Source organism: Aegicerativicinus sediminis (genome assembly GCF_015476115.1).
Taxonomy (GTDB): domain Bacteria; phylum Bacteroidota; class Bacteroidia; order Flavobacteriales; family Flavobacteriaceae; genus Aegicerativicinus; species Aegicerativicinus sediminis.
Window position 1 is genome coordinate 3,361,322 of the sequence record NZ_CP064295.1, and the last position, 16,483, is coordinate 3,377,804.

Sequence of the window (16,483 nt, forward strand, 5' to 3'; positions counted from 1 at the left end):
AAATGAGTTACAGTAAACCAAAATTTAAAGATTCCTATGGGAATTTTATTAATGGAAAATTTGTTCCACCTGTCAATGGGGAATATTTTGAAAATCGATCTCCGATAGATAATAGTGTTATTGCCAAATACCCTAGATCTACTAAGGAGGATATAGAGAATGCAGTAGATGCGGCTAATGCAGCAAAAGAATCTTGGGGCAATACATCTGCGGCTGAAAGGGCAGCCTTACTCAATAAGGTTGCAGATATCATAGAAGAAAACCTTGAAGAATTTGCAGTTGTTGAAACTTGTGATAATGGTAAGCCTATACGAGAAACCTTAAATGCTGATGTTCCTTTAAGTGTTGACCATTGGCGATATTTTGCTGCCTGTATTAGGGCTGAGGAAGGTACCGCAACTGAATTGGATGCAAATACCCTATCCTTAAACATTAAAGAGCCGTTGGGAGTTGTTGGGCAAATAATTCCATGGAATTTCCCTTTGCTTATGCTTTCTTGGAAATTACCTCCGGCTTTGGCTACTGGTAATTGTGTAGTGCTAAAGCCCGCTGAGCAAACACCATCTTCTGCAACATTGTTGATGGAAAAGATTGCTGATGTGTTTCCTCCAGGGGTTGTTAATGTTGTTCATGGTTTCGGACCAGAAGCAGGGAAGCCCTTGGCTTCAAGTTCTAAAGTGGATAAGGTAGCCTTTACAGGTGAAACAACCACAGGTCAATTAATTATGCAGTATGCATCTAAAAACCTAAATCCGGTTACGATGGAGCTTGGGGGTAAATCTCCAAATATCTTCTTCAGTAGCGTGATGGATGAGGATGACGATTATTTAGATAAGGCAATTGAAGGTGCAGTTTTATTTGCGTTCAACCAAGGTGAGGTATGTACATGTCCATCTAGAATATTGGTGCAAGAAGATATTTACGACAAATTTATGGAACGTGTCGTGGAAAGAACCGAGGCCATTATTCAGGGAAATCCATATGACACGTCTACGATGGTGGGAGCCCAAGCATCTAATGATCAGTATGAGAAAATCAAATCCTATATTAATATTGGAAAAGAAGAAGGGGCTAAGGTGTTATGCGGTGGTGAGGCAAACAAATTATCTGGTGATTGCGAATCAGGCTTTTATATTAAACCCACCATATTAGAAGGTCATAATAAAATGCGTGTATTCCAAGAAGAAATTTTTGGTCCAGTTGTTTGCGTAACTAAATTTAGAGATGAAGCAGAGGCATTAGAAATAGCCAATGACACCTTATATGGTTTAGGAGCTGGAGTTTGGACAAGGGATGCACACCAATTGTATCAAATACCTAGAGCCATTAAAGCTGGTAGGGTGTGGGTGAATTGTTATCACGCTTACCCAGCGCATGCACCTTTCGGAGGATATAAAAAATCTGGATTTGGCCGTGAAAATCATGTAATGATGATGGATCATTACCGTCAAAACAAAAACATGTTGATTTCCTATGACAAAAATAAATTAGGTTTCTTTTAGTTAGATTTAATTTTAGACAGAAGGGCTGGACATGTTATGTTCAGCCTTTTTCTTATTTTTAATCCATGCAAAGAATAGCAATTACAGACAAAGCTTCAGCGGTTGTAGACCAATTGAAAAACCAGCACGGGGAACTCATTTTTCACCAAAGTGGTGGCTGTTGCGATGGTTCTGCACCCATGATTTTTGAAAAAGACGACATGTATTTGGACGAAAGCGATATTTTGCTGGGTAATGTTAATGGTGTAAATTTTTACATGAATCAAGACCAATTTGAATATTGGAAGCATACCCATTTAACGATCGATATTACTGAGGGGAGAGGCGCAAGTTTTTCTCTTGAAATTCCGTTGGGAGTTCGGTTCATTATAAACTCTCGATTGCTCACTTCTGAGGAGCAAGAATATTTTAATTCATAACTAACTAATTTACCAAGGCTTAATAGTTTCATGAGTAATTATCATATTAAAAATTTAGAAGAATATTATCAGGTATACCGTAAATCTGTTAGGTTTCCTGAAGTTTTTTGGGAAGAAATTGCAGAAGAACATTTTCAATGGTACAAACGTTGGGATAAGGTTTTAGAATGGGATTTTACCAAACCAGAAGTTAAGTGGTTTCAAGGTGCCAAATTGAATATCACTGAAAATTGCCTCGATCGACATCTTAGAATTAGAGGTGATAAAACCGCTATTTTGTTTGAACCTAATAATCCCGATGAACCATCACAACACATCACTTATAAACAGTTACATGCCAGAGTTAATAAAATGGCAAATGTATTGAAGAGTGAAGGGATTCAAAAAGGAGATAGGGTATGTATATATTTGCCAATGATTCCAGAATTGGCGTTTGCAATATTGGCATGTGCAAGAATTGGTGCAATACATTCAGTAGTTTTTGCCGGATTTAGCTCCACTGCCTTAGCGACGAGAATTAATGATTGTGATTGTAAATTGGTAATTACAAGTGATGGTTCTTATCGTGGATCTAAAACCATAGACCTAAAAGGAATTGTTGATGAAGCTTTGGAGAAATGTCCGAATGTTTCTTCTGTTTTAGTTGTGAATCGCATAGATTCAAAAATTGAGATGAAGGAGGGTAGGGATAAATGGTTGCAGCCACTCCTTGATGAGGCTTTCGATGAATGTACTCCTGAAGTAATGGACGCAGAGGATCCACTTTTCATTTTATACACTTCAGGATCTACTGGTAAACCAAAAGGAATGGTTCATACCACTGCCGGTTATATGGTTTACACAGCTTATACCTTTAAAAATATTTTTCAATATAGGGAACAAGATATTTATTGGTGTACTGCCGATATTGGTTGGATAACCGGACACAGTTATATCGTTTATGGTCCTTTGGCGAATGGAGCTACTTCTGTAATGTTCGAAGGCGTTCCAAGCTACCCAGACTTTGGAAGGTTTTGGGAAATTGTGGATAAACATAAAGTAACCCAATTCTATACTGCACCAACAGCTATTAGGGCATTGGCAAAAGAAGGGGTTGAGCATATTGAAAAATTTGACTTATCGTCCTTAAAAGTATTGGGTACAGTTGGAGAACCGATAAACGAAGAAGCTTGGCATTGGTATGATGACAATATCGGGAAAAAGAAGAGTCCGATTGTAGATACTTGGTGGCAAACAGAAACAGGGGGCGTTATGATTTCTCCGATTCCATTCGCCACGCCAACGAAACCAACATACGCCACTTTACCCTTTCCGGGCATACAACCTGCTTTAATGGATGAAAATGGTTCTGAAATTCATGGGAACCAAGTTGATGGAAGGTTGTGTATTAAATTTCCTTGGCCTTCAATGGCAAGAACAATTTGGGGTAATCATGAAAGATATCGAGATACATATTTCTCCGCATTTCAAAACAAGTATTTCACTGGTGATGGTGCACTTCGGGATGAAGTAGGCTATTACAGAATTACTGGTCGAGTGGATGATGTGATTATCGTTTCTGGTCATAATTTAGGAACAGCACCTATTGAGGATGCTATCAATGAGCATCCTGCCGTTGCAGAATCAGCTATAGTTGGTTATCCCCATGATATTAAGGGAAATGCTCTTTATGGTTATGTCACCCTAAAGGAAACGGGAGAATATAGAAATCAGGATAACCTTAGAAAAGAAATTAACCAGCTAATCACGGAAATGATTGGACCGATAGCAAAATTGGATAAAATTCAGTTTACAGCTGGTTTACCCAAAACTAGATCAGGAAAAATCATGCGTAGAATACTACGTAAAATTGCGTCTGGCGAAACTACTAACTTAGGAGATACTAGTACACTCCTAAATCCGGAAGTTGTGCAGGAAATAATGGATAATGTTTTGAAATAATCACTTTAAACTAATTTGGAAGAGTTCACCCAACTATTTGAGGTAATTAATCAACAGGTTTCTTTGGAAGATTCTGATAAGGAAAAGCTGTGTAAGTTTTTTGAGATTAATTATTACAAAAAAGGTGATTATATATTAAAAGTAGGTGAGGTTGCCCGTTCTGTATGTTATATCAATAATGGTTGTACGCGCATGTTTTATTTAGATGAACAGGGGCAGGAACATATTATAATGTTTTCGGTAGAGGGGTGGTGGACTTCAGATTTAGGGAGTCTAATTAGCCAGACGCCCTCTGATTTCAATGTGGAGTGTCTTGAAGACTCGGAGGTTTTTGAAATTTCACATTCAAATTTAGATCCCATGTTTTTTGAAGTTCCTAAGATGGAACGTTTCTTTAGGAAGTTGGTGGAACGTGCTTATGTTGCATCGCAAAATAGAATTGTAAAAAGCTTCAGTCTCACTGCTAAGGAGCGTTATTTGGAATTTAATGAGCAATATCCTCATATTGAAACCAGGATACCACAATACATGTTAGCTTCTTATTTAGGTATTACAAAAGAGTTTTTAAGCAAAATCAAAAACTCTGTAAAAAACAAATCATAAAATTTTCATAATTCTGCCAATGTTAAACTAGTTTATTTTTTATCCGACTTAATAGAGGGAAATTTGCCTCGTAGAACAATAAAAATAAACATATTATGATAGCTAAATCTTTAACATTAACAGGAATTTTTGCATTTGCAACCTTTACTTCTCCAACTATAGAAACTGTAGAAAAGGAAGTAAACATTGAACAAAGTCAAGTAGTTTGGAAAGGTTACAAAGTAACTGGGTCACACCAAGGAACAGTTGATTTATCTTCCGGAAAATTAGTTTTCGATGGTGATAATTTAGTAGGAGGTACTTTTACAATTGACATGGCTTCATTAGAATCAACTGATTTAAGTGGAGATATGAAAGGAAAATTAGATGGACACTTAAAATCTAATGACTTCTTTGGTGTAGAGCAACATCCTAAAGCGACTCTAGTATTTACGAGTGTTAAACCTAACGGTAAAAATGCTTATGAAGTTACTGGTGATTTAACCATTAAAGGACATACAAATCCTGTAACATTCGATTTGTCTATTTATGGACAAAAAGCAAATGCCGCTTTAAAAATCGACAGATCTAAATACGATGTTAGATATGGTTCAACCAGCTTTTTTGACGGGTTGAAAGACAAAGCAATTTACGATGAATTTGACATTATCGTAGACCTTGAGTTTTAATTAATAGCGAATTGATTATTGAAAAAACCGTCTCATATTGAGACGGTTTTTTTTTAATTATTATAGGATTCTTTTATATAACTCCATCCAGCCTTTTGTTTAACAGCTAATTCAAAGATTGCATCCGGAACTACATTAACCCCTTCTATAAGATCACTTTTTTGAACATTACGTCTTTTCATTGTACCATTGCATGCGTTTACAGTTACATTTTTTCGCTTGCTTAATTCAATTATACCATCCGTTACGGATGATTTCCCTTTTAAGAGCATATCTAATGCTCCCCCATAAACGACAATTTCAAATTCAGATTCTGGATAGGCCTCAGACATTCCTTTAACGTGTCTAACTGTTGCCTGTTGTGGTTCAACATGGCTGCTAGTTACGTCAAATAATATTTTAACTGGATTATCCTGAGTAAATCCAACTATGCTAAATAAGAAAATTACAACGCTTAAAATAGAGTGTTTCATTTTTTAAAAAATTTATATAATAATTATTCTCCTGCAAAAATATAGGCACATCCTTTTTTCTGTGCTCTTTCTAAAGCCCATACACCGGATGGAACCGATTGAATGCCAGGTAAAAGACCGCTTTTCCAATCTGCATATACATCTTCTGCTTTTAGCCCCATTGGTCCTGCCACAAAGCCACTATAAACGTTTAAGGCCAAATCGCATACGCAAAATAGTGAGCCTCGGGCTTGTAAATCTTTTATTCCTTGAATAATAGGTAATGGCATGTCTTTACCATGTGGTTCGTAAACAGTATTTCTAATGGCAGGTTCTCCGGTATTGTTATCGTTAATATGAAAAAATTCTCCCAATTTGTATTTTTCCCATAAACGATCTTCCATTGCGTAAGGTATCGCATCATGTCTTAATACTGTCATCGCAGTCATATTGCTGTCTTCGACACCTGTTTGATTATTTGTCATTAAAAAGGCAAAATTCCATACAACAGGGAAAGCTTGGTGTGGTTTAGAGCCATCATAAACAACCCTGTGCTCACCTTTTATTTTATCAAAAAAATCTTCGGCTTCACTGGCCAAGACTTTTCTTTTCATTAAATTTTCAGGAGTGTTAAATTGAGTTCCTGTCATTGCAGTAATACTAGCTGCAGTCATACCCATACCTAGGGTGGCTAAAAAAGCTCTTCGTTGATTAAAATTGTTAGATTCCATTGTTTTGAGATTTAATTATTTGGTTTTATTGATGTTAAATTCCTTTTTGTAGAATTCCATAATGGGTTGAAATGGGCCAAGCTGATGTTGTTCAGTAGAGAAGGAGTCTGCGTAGGGTGGATAAGGAGTAGATACAGGTTTTTTCTTTATATCTGGAAAATCCAATTCTAGATTTTGTTTAATAGGACGTTCTTTTGAATTAATATAACCCGCCACATCATATGCCTCTTCATCAGTTAAAATTGGGTTGTCATGTGTGGTTCCAAAAGGCATGTTTCCTTTAATGAATTCCGCTGCAGTAATCACCCTTGTCATTCCGGCCCCATTATTATAGGAATCATTACCCCATAATGGTGGATATAGATAGGTTATTGAATCTGCTAATTTTTGTCCTGAACCATCTTTTAAATGACATACCATACAATGCGTTTCAAAAACTCTCTGCCCATTCTCCAGATCAACCTTGCGATTCGGAATATTTATGGTTAAGAAACCTGTATGTTCTATTTTTCCATCTTCAGGTGCATATCTACTAAGCCAATTTAAGTAGGCTATATAAGCTTTCATTTCGCGACTATTTTCGGGTAAAACAGTACCGTTCATACTGCGTTCAAAGCATCCGTTAATTCGCTCTTTCAAAGTTCCAATTTTATTTTCTCTACCTCTGAATTGAGGAAATCGCTGAACAATCCCGATTAATGGAGCGGATGCTGGTTTTGTCCCCCCGTTTAAATGACAATTATTACAGGCTAAATTATTTCCAGAATAACCAGTTTGGTTTGAGAGATTTTTTGGGCCAATATATTGCGGGGTAAACTTGAAAAGATTGTATCCGTATTTAATTAATTCGTTTTCTGGTGTATCTTCAAGGAATGTTGGATCATAATTAGCGGCATAGATATTTCCTGTGTAAAATTCCTCTTGTTTAGAATCTTGTTTTAGGCGAAAAATATAAATAACCAATACCAAGATAATTGTAGAAAGAATGATGCAACAAAAGATACCGAATCGGCCATTGTTAATTTTCTTCTCCATGATAGATGATACCAAATCATAATAAATATGATCTGCTCACGAATAGAAATGGGCTGTCTTAGGTGGGGGAGAGAATTGTACTACAATACATTAAAGCTACAGCTAAATGTAGAAAATGCCAAATTAAATTAGGCTAACTACTATTATTCCATCTTTTGGAAGATGCAAAACAAAAAATTCTGATTGCTATTGTTGGGAGTAATATGATCTTTTTTTATGCACTTTAATTTGGTGAAATTGGTTTTGAAAACCGAAGTCATTTCTTCTTCTGAATAACGATGAATATTAAGACCACTACATTTTAATGGGCCATCCTCTGAAAAAGTTCCAAGTATAAGGTAACCATTTGGTTTTAAATAATTCGTTACCTTTTGAACATAGGTTTCTATTTCTATTTTATCATTTAAAAAATGGAAGGCAGCCCTATCATGCCACAAATCAAATTTTTTGTTGGTATTAAAATCCAATATATCTGAGGCTTCCCAATTTATATGTTGAGATTTTTCACCTAATCTAATCTTTGCATGCTCAAGGGAAGTCTCTGAAATATCTAATACCGTAATATCTTCATATCCCAGTTTAAGCAATTCATCGACAAACAAGCTATCGCCACCCCCAATATCAATAATTGACACGTCGGTAGGCAAACTAATGTCTTTAATTAAATCTATCGAAACCTCCGGGTTTTCTTGATACCAGCTAACTTTTGTAGTGTCTTTTGTTTGGTAAATATTCTCCCAGTGTAATTTGTTTTCTGTATCCATTTTGTAAAAAAATGAAGTTCGGAAATTTATTCGACCTGAGACAAATTAAATAATCAAATTGAAGAATTATCAAGATGAATTATTCAACAGTATTCTTTAAAACCCCAATTTTATCAATGGCAATTATTATTTCATCACCTGAATTTAAGGTGAATTCGGATGCAGGGATAATACCAGTTCCTGTCATAAGCAAGCATCCATTTGGGAAACTACATTCCCTAAATAAATAATCGGTTAAATCAATTAGGGAACGCTTCATCTGTGAAAATTGTGTTGACTCCGACCAAACCACTTGTTCACCCCTTCGGATTTCAAGGGAAATTTCTGTATCTGGTTTGGGAAAGTCTTCATCCAAATAGAGGCATGGACCAATAGATGCTGAGCCATCGTAAGTTTTAGCTTGTGGCAAATAAAGGGGGTTCTCTCCTTCAATACTTCGAGAACTCATATCATTTCCAATTGTATAACCTATAATTTTCTTGTTAGAAGTTACCATAATTGTAAATTCTGGCTCTGGTACATTCCAAGTTGAATCTCTTCGAATTCGCACCTTTCCATTTTGGCCCACACAACGAAGAGCGTTTCCCTTATAGAACAATTCTGGGCGGTCAGCGTGATACACTTTTTCATAAAAAGTGCCACCACCTGCCTTGAGTGATTCTTCTAAACGGGCCATTTTACTATTAAAATAGGTAACCCCACTTGCCCATATTTCTTGACTTCTTATCGGTGGTAAAATATCCCCCACTTCCTCGACAATATCCAATCCATTCTCAATCAAAGTTTCACATTTAGTCCTTAAATTATCGTCATTTATGAATTTGTCCCAATCTTCATTAACACCATAATTTTGTTCATTATGTTGGATGATAACTCCACTTGTTGTATTGAATATCTTCATATTTAATTTATTAATAGTCTCAAAATTGCAAGAAATAGAATAACTGAAACACCTAAAATAAGGCTTCCCATCGTATGAAATTTATAGCCTAATTTACTTTCCATATTAGACATTCCCGTAACAACCCAAAAAAAGCTGTCGTTAGCATGTGAGGCTACCGATGAACCTGCACCGATAGATAATACTACTAAGGCTTTGTCTATTTCGGATTCAAACCCTAAGGACATTAACATTGGTGCTACAATAGATGCAGTTGTTATTAAAGCGACCGTACTTGAACCTTGTGCCGTTTTTATTGCAGAAGCCAACAAGAAAGGCATAAATAATCCCATATTCATGCTAGACATACTATCTCCTAAAATTTTTACAACCCCAGAATCCCTTAATACTTGTCCAAATATTCCGCCGGCACCTGTAATTAAAAGGATAGATGATGCTGATACCAAAGCCTTTCCTATCCATCCAGTAGTAGAAAAAATTTCACGATCTAATTTTTTTGGCAGAAGTATTGCGAAGATACAGCCAATTATAAGAGCTATGAATGGCTCGCCTAAAAACACTATTGTCTTATACCAAAATGGAATAATTTCAGAATTTTCAGTAATTGGTTTAAATAAAGTGAGTGCAGATTTTAAAACAATTAGAACAATCGGAACTATAATTGGCAAAACCGATTTGCTGGCAGAAGGGGATGTTTTTAATTTTAGTTCAATGTCACTTTCATTTAGTTTCGGATTTGGATCTATATAGGTTTTAGAAACATAAATTTTTATGAAAATTAAAACCATGGTAAGGCCAAACAAACTTGCAGGTATTCCTATCAACATTACCCATCCCAAATTTGCATTTAAAAAGTGAGCAGCTGCAATTGGTCCAGGGGTAGGAGGAACTAAAGTATGAGAAGCCATTAATCCCATCGCTAGGGCAATAGTCGTGGCAGTTAGGGTAATGCCTGCCTTTTTAGCCAAACTCTTATTTAGGGGAGACATTAGCATAAATCCACTGTCCGCAAATACCGGAATAGAAATGATCCAACCAATAAGCCCCATGGCAAGCGGTGTTTTGCGTTTACCGGTCAAATTCAAAACTTTGTCTGCGAGAGCGTATGCACCTCCTGTATTTTCTAAAAATGCCCCTATTATTACCCCAAAAATTATAATTAGACCAATACCAGCCATGGTATTACCGAATCCTTTGTTAATGGAAGAGATTATTTGATCAAATGGCATTCCTGAGACTAAACCGAAAATAATTGCGACTAATAAAAGTGCTATAAAAGCATGCATTTTTACTTTTGCGGTTAACCAAACCACTAATGAAATACTTAATACAAGAAACAATATAGACATTCTAATTAATGTAAATCGCGAGAAACTTTTGATCCTGATTTGCCGACTAGAAAATCCAAGTCAGCACCGAGATGTGCTTGTTCAACGTGGTCTATATACAATTTAACATAGCCACGATTGACATCTAACGATTCAGGTTTCATATTTAATTTTCTATATTGAATTTCTTCTTCACTAAGTTCAAGTTGAAGCAGTTTGTTTTTTACATCTAATGTGATGTAATCGCCATTTTCAACAATGGCCAAGGTACCACCGATGGTAGATTCTGGTGAAATGTGAAGCACAACTGTACCATACGCGGTTCCGCTCATTCTTCCATCAGAGATTCTAACCATATCCTTAACACCTTTTTCTATTAATTTTTTAGGTAAATCAACATTTCCAACTTCGGGCATACCTGGATAACCTTTGGGGCCAACTCCTTTTAAAACAATCACAGAATTCTCATCAACATCTAAATCAGGATCATCGACACGTTGGTGATAATCTTCAATATTTTCGAATACAACTGCTTTACCTCTGTGTTGCATCAATTTTGGCGTTGCAGCTGAAGGTTTTATAATTGCCCCGTTTTCACAAAGATTCCCTTTTAAGACCGTTATGCCTGCATTTTCTTTGAGAGGTTCTTTCAAGGTTTTAATTACTTCTGAATTATAACAAGAAGCCTTTTCATAATTATCGATAATTTTTTGCCCGTTAACTGTAATACATTCTTTATGAAGTAATGTTGTCAATTCCTTCATAACGAAAGAAAGCCCTCCAGCGTAATAAAAATCTTCCATGAGATATTTTCCTGAAGGCATCAAATTCACTAATAACGGTACTTCACTACCAAGACTATCAAATTCTTCTAATTTGAGATCAACTCCAATTCGTCTAGCAATGGCAATAAGGTGTATAATAAGATTAGTAGAACCTCCTACGGCAGCGTTGACAATGATAGCATTTTCGAAGGCCTTTTTGGTTAATACTTTGGAAAGGGTAAGATCTTCCTTTACCATCTCAACTATTCGCCTTCCAGAGAATTGTTGAAAAACCTTTTTCCTTGAATCCGCAGCCGGAATTGACGAAATTCCTGGCAAGGTTAGTCCTAATGCTTCACTCATTACTGCCATGGTTGATGCTGTACCCATGGTATTACAATGGCCGATGCTTCTAGCAGCACAGGATTCAGCTTCATATAATTCTTCAGCCAATAATTGACCTTTATTCTGACGCTCTTTTATCATCCAATTGAAGGATCCTGAGCCGATGGTCTCATTTCTAAAACGACCGTTTAACATTGGGCCGCCTGTAACGACAATAGTAGGTAAATCTACACTGCAGGCACCCATAATGGTTGATGGTGTTGTTTTGTCACATCCGGTAAGTAAAACCACTCCATCAATTGGATTGGCACGTAAAGTTTCTTCCACATCCATACTAACCAAGTTTCTAAAAAGCATGGTTGTAGGTTTCATTATGGTTTCCCCCAAAGACATAACGGGGAATTCTAGGGGAAATCCACCAGCTTCCAAAATTCCCTTTTTCACAGTCTCAGCAACATCTCTTAGGTGGGCATTACATGGGGTAAGTTCGGACCATGTATTGCAAATACCTATAACTGGCTTGCCCTGAAAATAGTCGTCTGGGTATCCTTGGTTACGTAACCAAGATCTATGAACAAAACCCATTTTGTCCATATTTTGAAACCATTCTTGGCTTCTCAAAGAAAGTTTTTCAGACACTTAGATAATTAGTTAGTGGCGCAAACGGTTGCGCTGAAAACTAAAAGTATTCAAAATACATAACTAATCAAAATGGAACTAAAACTTCATTGGATAATCTATTATGGATTACCCATAACTTATAAATTTCGTCAACAATTATCAATTATGGCTTAATGAAGGAATTCTATTAAGGGAGAACTTTCTTTTTAAAAAATAAAAGAAATTTGGTATAACTAAATATGAGGTACTAATTCTAAAGAACTAAAACAATACCGGCAACAAATGAGATTATCCAAGCCCCATAAAACCAATGGAAACGACGACTATACCAAATAAATGAAGCTAACATTAAAAGCATAATAATCAAGGATAATATAAAAACATAATCGTTGCCAAAAAGCCAATATATAGATCTATTAATAGCCGCTTGTGTTAGACAAAAAGCCCCAAAAGTCATCATTAATTTATGCAGTTTTGGATTATCTCTTCTTTTTGTAAACCCAATTGTTATAACTATGGTAGCAACAACTGCTTGAACCGAAACCATTGTGGGAAGTGCATTTAGACTACCATTTGCCTTAAGTTCATAATAAACCAAGTAACCAACGCTACCAATGAGGAGATAAAATAAAGGAAGCCCTAAAAGACCAAGCTTTTTGTGGATATTAACATGATTACTTTTAACTAAAGCGTTTTGAGCAATTAGTAAGCTAAACCACAAAAAAGCAATAAAGCCATGGATTATAAACTTTAAATCAGAATTGCTTTCCTGGTCTACTTGAGTCAGCCAATTATCAGAAAATCCTACCATCATAAATATCCAGTATATAATGGCCATGATTAATAAAAAGTGCTTTCTAATCATATCTAAGAGTTAGGAAATTAACTTTTCAACCATTTTCCTTACGGTTCTTTTACAAGAATAACCATATAATTTTAATTTCCAATCAACTTTTTTGTTTGAAGGGCAATCTCCAATTCTTCATTTGTCGGTATTACCCAAACCTGAACTTTGCTTTCATTGGAATTTATTTTATGATTACTTTTTATTTTCATCTCATTTAATGATGAATCAATTTCAATTCCTAAAAAATTTAATTCTGAACAAACCAATTCTCTTATCACGGAGCTATTTTCGCCAATTCCGGCAGTAAAAACCAAGGCGTCTAAAGCATTCATTTCAGCGATATAAGCACCAATATATTTTTTTATTCGCTGTACATACATATCTATTGCTAAACTTGCTTTTTTATCACCTATATCTCTTTTCTCAAGGACATCGCGCATATCATTACTTCCAGCAATTCCTTTTAGACCACTCTCTTTATTAAGCAAAGTGTCTATTTCTTGAAATGACATGCCCATTTTGGTTCCTAGAAAGAAGGGTATTGATGGGTCTATATCACCAGACCTTGTTCCCATCATCAAACCTGCTAAGGGAGACAACCCCATACTAGTATCAATACATTTACCGCCTTTTACTGCTGACATACTACAACCGTTACCTAAATGTATGGTAATTATAGCCGTATCCTTTTCTTCTTTGTCAAGTAGTTTAAGCGCCTCTTTTGTTACAAATGAATGAGAACTTCCATGCATACCATATGCTCTTACCTGTTCATTTTCGTATAGATAATTTGGTATTGGATAGCGATACGATTTTGAAGGCATAGTTTGGTGGAAGGCAGTGTCGAATACAGCCACCTGTTTTGCACTTGGGAAAAAATGCTCAGCCACTTCAATACCTTCCAAATTTGAAGGGTTATGTAAGGGTGCGAGAGGAATTAATCGCTTAATAACGGATTTAACATTTTCGGTAATTAGAACAGCTCCGCTATAAAATTCACCTCCATGAACTACTCGGTGCCCGATAGCTTCAATTTCATTTGGGTCTTTGAGAAGGTTATTGCCTGGATCAGTTATGACCTCAATAATATTTCTTAAACCTTCTTTATGATCCTTAATGGTTAAGGATTTTTTAAATTCTTTTTCGAAGTCTTTGCTGGATATGGAATACTTGTAGTTAGACCGGTTCTCTCCAATGCGTTCAATTGATCCATTGGCCAACACATTATTATTCGCCATTTCATACAGTACATATTTTATGGACGAACTTCCAGTATTTATAACTAATATTTTCATGTGATCTTAGTTCAAGCTAAATTATTGGTTTTCGTCTTGGGCCTGTATTGCGGTAATTACAACGGTATTTACAATATCTGTAACGGTACATCCACGGCTTAGGTCATTTACAGGTTTATTCAACCCCTGTAATACCGGACCTATAGCAATAGCGCCTGTTTCCCTTTGTACAGCTTTATAGGTGTTATTGCCAGTATTCAAGTCTGGAAAAATCAGAACATTTGCTTTGCCGGCCACTTCTGAATCCGGCATTTTCTTTTGGCCAACACCCATATCTACTGCCGCATCATATTGAATTGGACCTTCGATTTTTAAAACGGGATTTTTTGATTTTGCAATTTTTGTTGCAATCCTAACTTTTTCTACTTCTTCGCCCTTTCCTGAAGAGCCAGAAGAATAAGACAACATGGCTACTTTTGGATTTAACCCAAAGGATTCTGCTGTTTGGGCAGAAGCCAAAGCAATTTCAGCTAGTTGTTCGGCTGTTGGGTTAGGATTTACAGCGCAATCTCCATAAACTAAAACCCGGTCTTCGAGACACATGAAGAAAACAGATGAAACTACAGAGAACCCTGGTTTTGTTTTAACAATTTGCAACGCAGGTCTAATAGTATGCTGGGTGGTATTTACAGCGCCTGAAACCATACCGTCCGCATCACCCATCAGCACCATCATTGTAGCGAAATAGGTGAAATCTGAAAGCAAATCTTTTGCCATATCGGTGTTTACACCTTTATGTTTTCTCTTTTCACAAAGACTAATTACATAATCAGAATACTTAGGGTAGAGTAGAGGTTCTATAATTTCAATTCTACTTAAATCTAGCATTATACCCATTCGATCTAAATTCTTTTGAATTTGATCTGGGTTTCCTAATAGAATAATTTTAACTAATTCTCTAGAAGTTAATATCTCTGCTGCCTTAAGTATTCTTTCATCATCACTTTCTGGTAAAACAATCCGTTTTATGTTCGATTTTGCTTTCTTAAATAAGCTGTATTCAAACATTTTTGGTGTAATTACACTACTGGGTGGTGTAATTTCAAAGCGCTCCATCAACTGTGGAATATTGACGTGTTTTTCAAAAACCTGTAATGCTAAGGAAATTTTACCTTCATTTTTAGAAGTAATGTATGAACGTACATTAGCCACTGCTTGTGCAGTTTCAAATGTATTTGTCTTTACAGAAATTATAGGTACAATATCCTTCAAACCTTCTAGTAGTTTGTAATAAGCATCTTCCAAATCATACCCGGCAGAAAGAATTATTCCAGCCAATGAAGGATAATTGGAAGATTGATGTGCTTGCAAGGTGGTCATTACTATATCACCACGATCCCCAGGAGTTATAATTAATGAATTTTCTTTTATACGTTGAAGGTAATTATGAGGCTGCATTGCCGCAATGGTATAATAGTATGCCAATCGGTTTAATTGGTTTTCACCGTATAAAATTTCAGCATTTAATGCATTTGCTATCTCATGAATAGTAGGGCTACTTAGTCCCTTATCACATGGTATTAGGTCCACTGAACTTAGATCAGGGGGCAGATGGGCTAGAAGCTCGTTTCTTAATTGTTCTGCAATACTATCTGGTACCAGGTTAACAATAACCTTAATGACCTGACAACCGTGGGAAAGAAAATTGTCAACGTTTTGATAAATAGTATAGGCTTGCTCTTCTATACTGACATCTTCATAACCTTTGCCTACGATTATTACTGGACTTCCTAGGTTTTTGGCAATTTCTAAATTTAAATTGAATTCATAGACTGAATTTTTACTTTCAAAATCGCTTCCTTCAATTAAAACAATGTCAAAACGATCCTCAAGTGCCTTAAATTTTTGAATGATTTTGTCAATAATTTCATCATGGTTACCCTGACTTTCCAATTCTTGCAGTTGGTCTATTGTAAACCCATAAGAATCTTCGTAGTCTATATTAATTTTGAAATTGTTGATGAACAATTCCAAATCGACATCCATTTCCTTGCCAGGTTTGGTTTTTATAATTGGCCTAAAAACACCAACTTTCTGACCTGTTCTGAGGAAATGTTCAATTAAACCTAGGACAACCAAAGACTTACCTGTGGTAGCTCCGGTAGGATTTATGTAAATAGATTTTTTCATTAGGAATTATGCTGACCCTTTAAAGTTAAAAAATATGAGGTTTATACGAATGTTTTATTAAACGTGTCAAATTTTTTGAACATCCGAAATTCAGGATTCAAAATAACTTCAAAATTAACGTCAAAACACAGACTTTT

The 16,483-nt window shown here is 35.9% G+C and carries 15 protein-coding genes; 5 read left to right on the forward strand and 10 right to left on the reverse strand.

Translation table 11 applies throughout. The annotated features are described in order from the left end of the window. Positions 1-2 precede the first annotated feature (2 nt). The 5 genes from ISU00_RS14380 to ISU00_RS14400 all read left to right on the forward strand — a co-directional run bounded on the left by ISU00_RS14380 (position 3) and on the right by ISU00_RS14400 (position 5,133). The gene (locus ISU00_RS14380) at positions 3-1,502 is read left to right on the forward strand and encodes an aldehyde dehydrogenase family protein (RefSeq protein WP_228851366.1); all 1,500 of its coding nucleotides are present in this window, start codon (positions 3-5) and stop codon (positions 1,500-1,502) included. Positions 1,503-1,567: 65 nt separating this feature from the next. Continuing rightward, positions 1,568-1,921, forward strand: a complete 354-nt coding sequence (locus tag ISU00_RS14385) for a DUF779 domain-containing protein (RefSeq protein ID WP_228851367.1) — start codon at positions 1,568-1,570, stop codon at positions 1,919-1,921. A gap of 30 nt (positions 1,922-1,951) precedes the next feature. After that, the gene (gene acs / locus ISU00_RS14390) at positions 1,952-3,862 is read left to right on the forward strand and encodes an acetate--CoA ligase (protein ID WP_228851368.1); all 1,911 of its coding nucleotides are present in this window, start codon (positions 1,952-1,954) and stop codon (positions 3,860-3,862) included. Between the two features lie 15 nt (positions 3,863-3,877). After that, positions 3,878-4,465 (forward strand): Crp/Fnr family transcriptional regulator, encoded by a 588-nt coding sequence (locus ISU00_RS14395; RefSeq protein ID WP_228851369.1) that lies wholly within the window; start codon positions 3,878-3,880, stop codon positions 4,463-4,465. A 95-nt stretch (positions 4,466-4,560) separates the two neighbouring features. Next, positions 4,561-5,133 carry a YceI family protein gene (locus ISU00_RS14400; protein WP_228851370.1) on the forward strand — a complete coding sequence of 191 codons (573 nt, stop codon included), beginning with the start codon at positions 4,561-4,563 and terminating at the stop codon, positions 5,131-5,133. 53 nt (positions 5,134-5,186) lie between these two features. Here the strand turns inward: ISU00_RS14400 and ISU00_RS14405 are convergent, their stop codons facing one another. The 10 genes from ISU00_RS14405 to pta form a co-directional block, all read right to left on the reverse strand. Continuing rightward, positions 5,187-5,606: a DsrE family protein gene (locus ISU00_RS14405; RefSeq protein WP_228851371.1), complete on the reverse strand. Its 420-nt coding sequence runs from the start codon at positions 5,604-5,606 to the stop codon at positions 5,187-5,189. Between the two features lie 23 nt (positions 5,607-5,629). Further along, positions 5,630-6,316, reverse strand: coding sequence for a Tat (twin-arginine translocation) pathway signal sequence containing protein (locus ISU00_RS14410; protein ID WP_228851372.1), 687 nt, complete (start codon positions 6,314-6,316; stop codon positions 5,630-5,632). Between the two features lie 15 nt (positions 6,317-6,331). Beyond that, positions 6,332-7,351 (reverse strand): c-type cytochrome, encoded by a 1,020-nt coding sequence (locus ISU00_RS14415; protein ID WP_228851373.1) that lies wholly within the window; start codon positions 7,349-7,351, stop codon positions 6,332-6,334. A gap of 143 nt (positions 7,352-7,494) precedes the next feature. Beyond that, complete coding sequence (locus tag ISU00_RS14420; protein ID WP_228851374.1) at positions 7,495-8,115, reverse strand: class I SAM-dependent methyltransferase; 621 nt, start codon at positions 8,113-8,115, stop codon at positions 7,495-7,497. 79 nt (positions 8,116-8,194) lie between these two features. Then, a complete protein-coding gene (locus ISU00_RS14425) occupies positions 8,195-9,016 on the reverse strand; it encodes a fumarylacetoacetate hydrolase family protein (RefSeq protein ID WP_228851375.1) in 822 nt (273 codons plus the stop codon). A gap of 2 nt (positions 9,017-9,018) precedes the next feature. After that, the gene (locus ISU00_RS14430) at positions 9,019-10,365 is read right to left on the reverse strand and encodes a GntP family permease (RefSeq protein ID WP_228851376.1); all 1,347 of its coding nucleotides are present in this window, start codon (positions 10,363-10,365) and stop codon (positions 9,019-9,021) included. A gap of 5 nt (positions 10,366-10,370) precedes the next feature. Continuing rightward, the gene (locus ISU00_RS14435; protein WP_228851377.1) at positions 10,371-12,092 is read right to left on the reverse strand and encodes an IlvD/Edd family dehydratase; all 1,722 of its coding nucleotides are present in this window, start codon (positions 12,090-12,092) and stop codon (positions 10,371-10,373) included. A gap of 235 nt (positions 12,093-12,327) precedes the next feature. Beyond that, complete coding sequence (locus tag ISU00_RS14440; RefSeq protein ID WP_228851378.1) at positions 12,328-12,939, reverse strand: hypothetical protein; 612 nt, start codon at positions 12,937-12,939, stop codon at positions 12,328-12,330. A gap of 71 nt (positions 12,940-13,010) precedes the next feature. Next, positions 13,011-14,216: an acetate/propionate family kinase gene (locus tag ISU00_RS14445; RefSeq protein ID WP_228851379.1), complete on the reverse strand. Its 1,206-nt coding sequence runs from the start codon at positions 14,214-14,216 to the stop codon at positions 13,011-13,013. 21 nt (positions 14,217-14,237) lie between these two features. Then, positions 14,238-16,346: a phosphate acetyltransferase gene (gene pta, locus ISU00_RS14450; protein ID WP_228851380.1), complete on the reverse strand. Its 2,109-nt coding sequence runs from the start codon at positions 16,344-16,346 to the stop codon at positions 14,238-14,240. Between the last annotated feature and the right edge of the window lie 137 nt (positions 16,347-16,483).

Excerpts from the sequence above, each read along its gene's own strand:
- ISU00_RS14430 (WP_228851376.1), bottom strand. The coding sequence starts at position 10,365 with ATGTCTATATTGTTTCTTGTATTAAGTATTTCATTAGTGGTTTGGTTA.
- acs (WP_228851368.1), top strand. The coding sequence starts at position 1,952 with ATGAGTAATTATCATATTAAAAATTTAGAAGAATATTATCAGGTATAC.
- ISU00_RS14425 (WP_228851375.1), bottom strand. The coding sequence starts at position 9,016 with ATGAAGATATTCAATACAACAAGTGGAGTTATCATCCAACATAATGAA.
- ISU00_RS14400 (WP_228851370.1), top strand. The coding sequence starts at position 4,561 with ATGATAGCTAAATCTTTAACATTAACAGGAATTTTTGCATTTGCAACC.
- ISU00_RS14415 (WP_228851373.1), bottom strand. The coding sequence starts at position 7,351 with ATGGAGAAGAAAATTAACAATGGCCGATTCGGTATCTTTTGTTGCATC.
- ISU00_RS14410 (WP_228851372.1), bottom strand. The coding sequence starts at position 6,316 with ATGGAATCTAACAATTTTAATCAACGAAGAGCTTTTTTAGCCACCCTA.
- ISU00_RS14445 (WP_228851379.1), bottom strand. The coding sequence starts at position 14,216 with ATGAAAATATTAGTTATAAATACTGGAAGTTCGTCCATAAAATATGTA.
- pta (WP_228851380.1), bottom strand. The coding sequence starts at position 16,346 with ATGAAAAAATCTATTTACATAAATCCTACCGGAGCTACCACAGGTAAG.
- ISU00_RS14440 (WP_228851378.1), bottom strand. The coding sequence starts at position 12,939 with ATGATTAGAAAGCACTTTTTATTAATCATGGCCATTATATACTGGATA.
- ISU00_RS14420 (WP_228851374.1), bottom strand. The coding sequence starts at position 8,115 with ATGGATACAGAAAACAAATTACACTGGGAGAATATTTACCAAACAAAA.
- ISU00_RS14405 (WP_228851371.1), bottom strand. The coding sequence starts at position 5,606 with ATGAAACACTCTATTTTAAGCGTTGTAATTTTCTTATTTAGCATAGTT.
- ISU00_RS14385 (WP_228851367.1), top strand. The coding sequence starts at position 1,568 with ATGCAAAGAATAGCAATTACAGACAAAGCTTCAGCGGTTGTAGACCAA.
- ISU00_RS14380 (WP_228851366.1), top strand. The coding sequence starts at position 3 with ATGAGTTACAGTAAACCAAAATTTAAAGATTCCTATGGGAATTTTATT.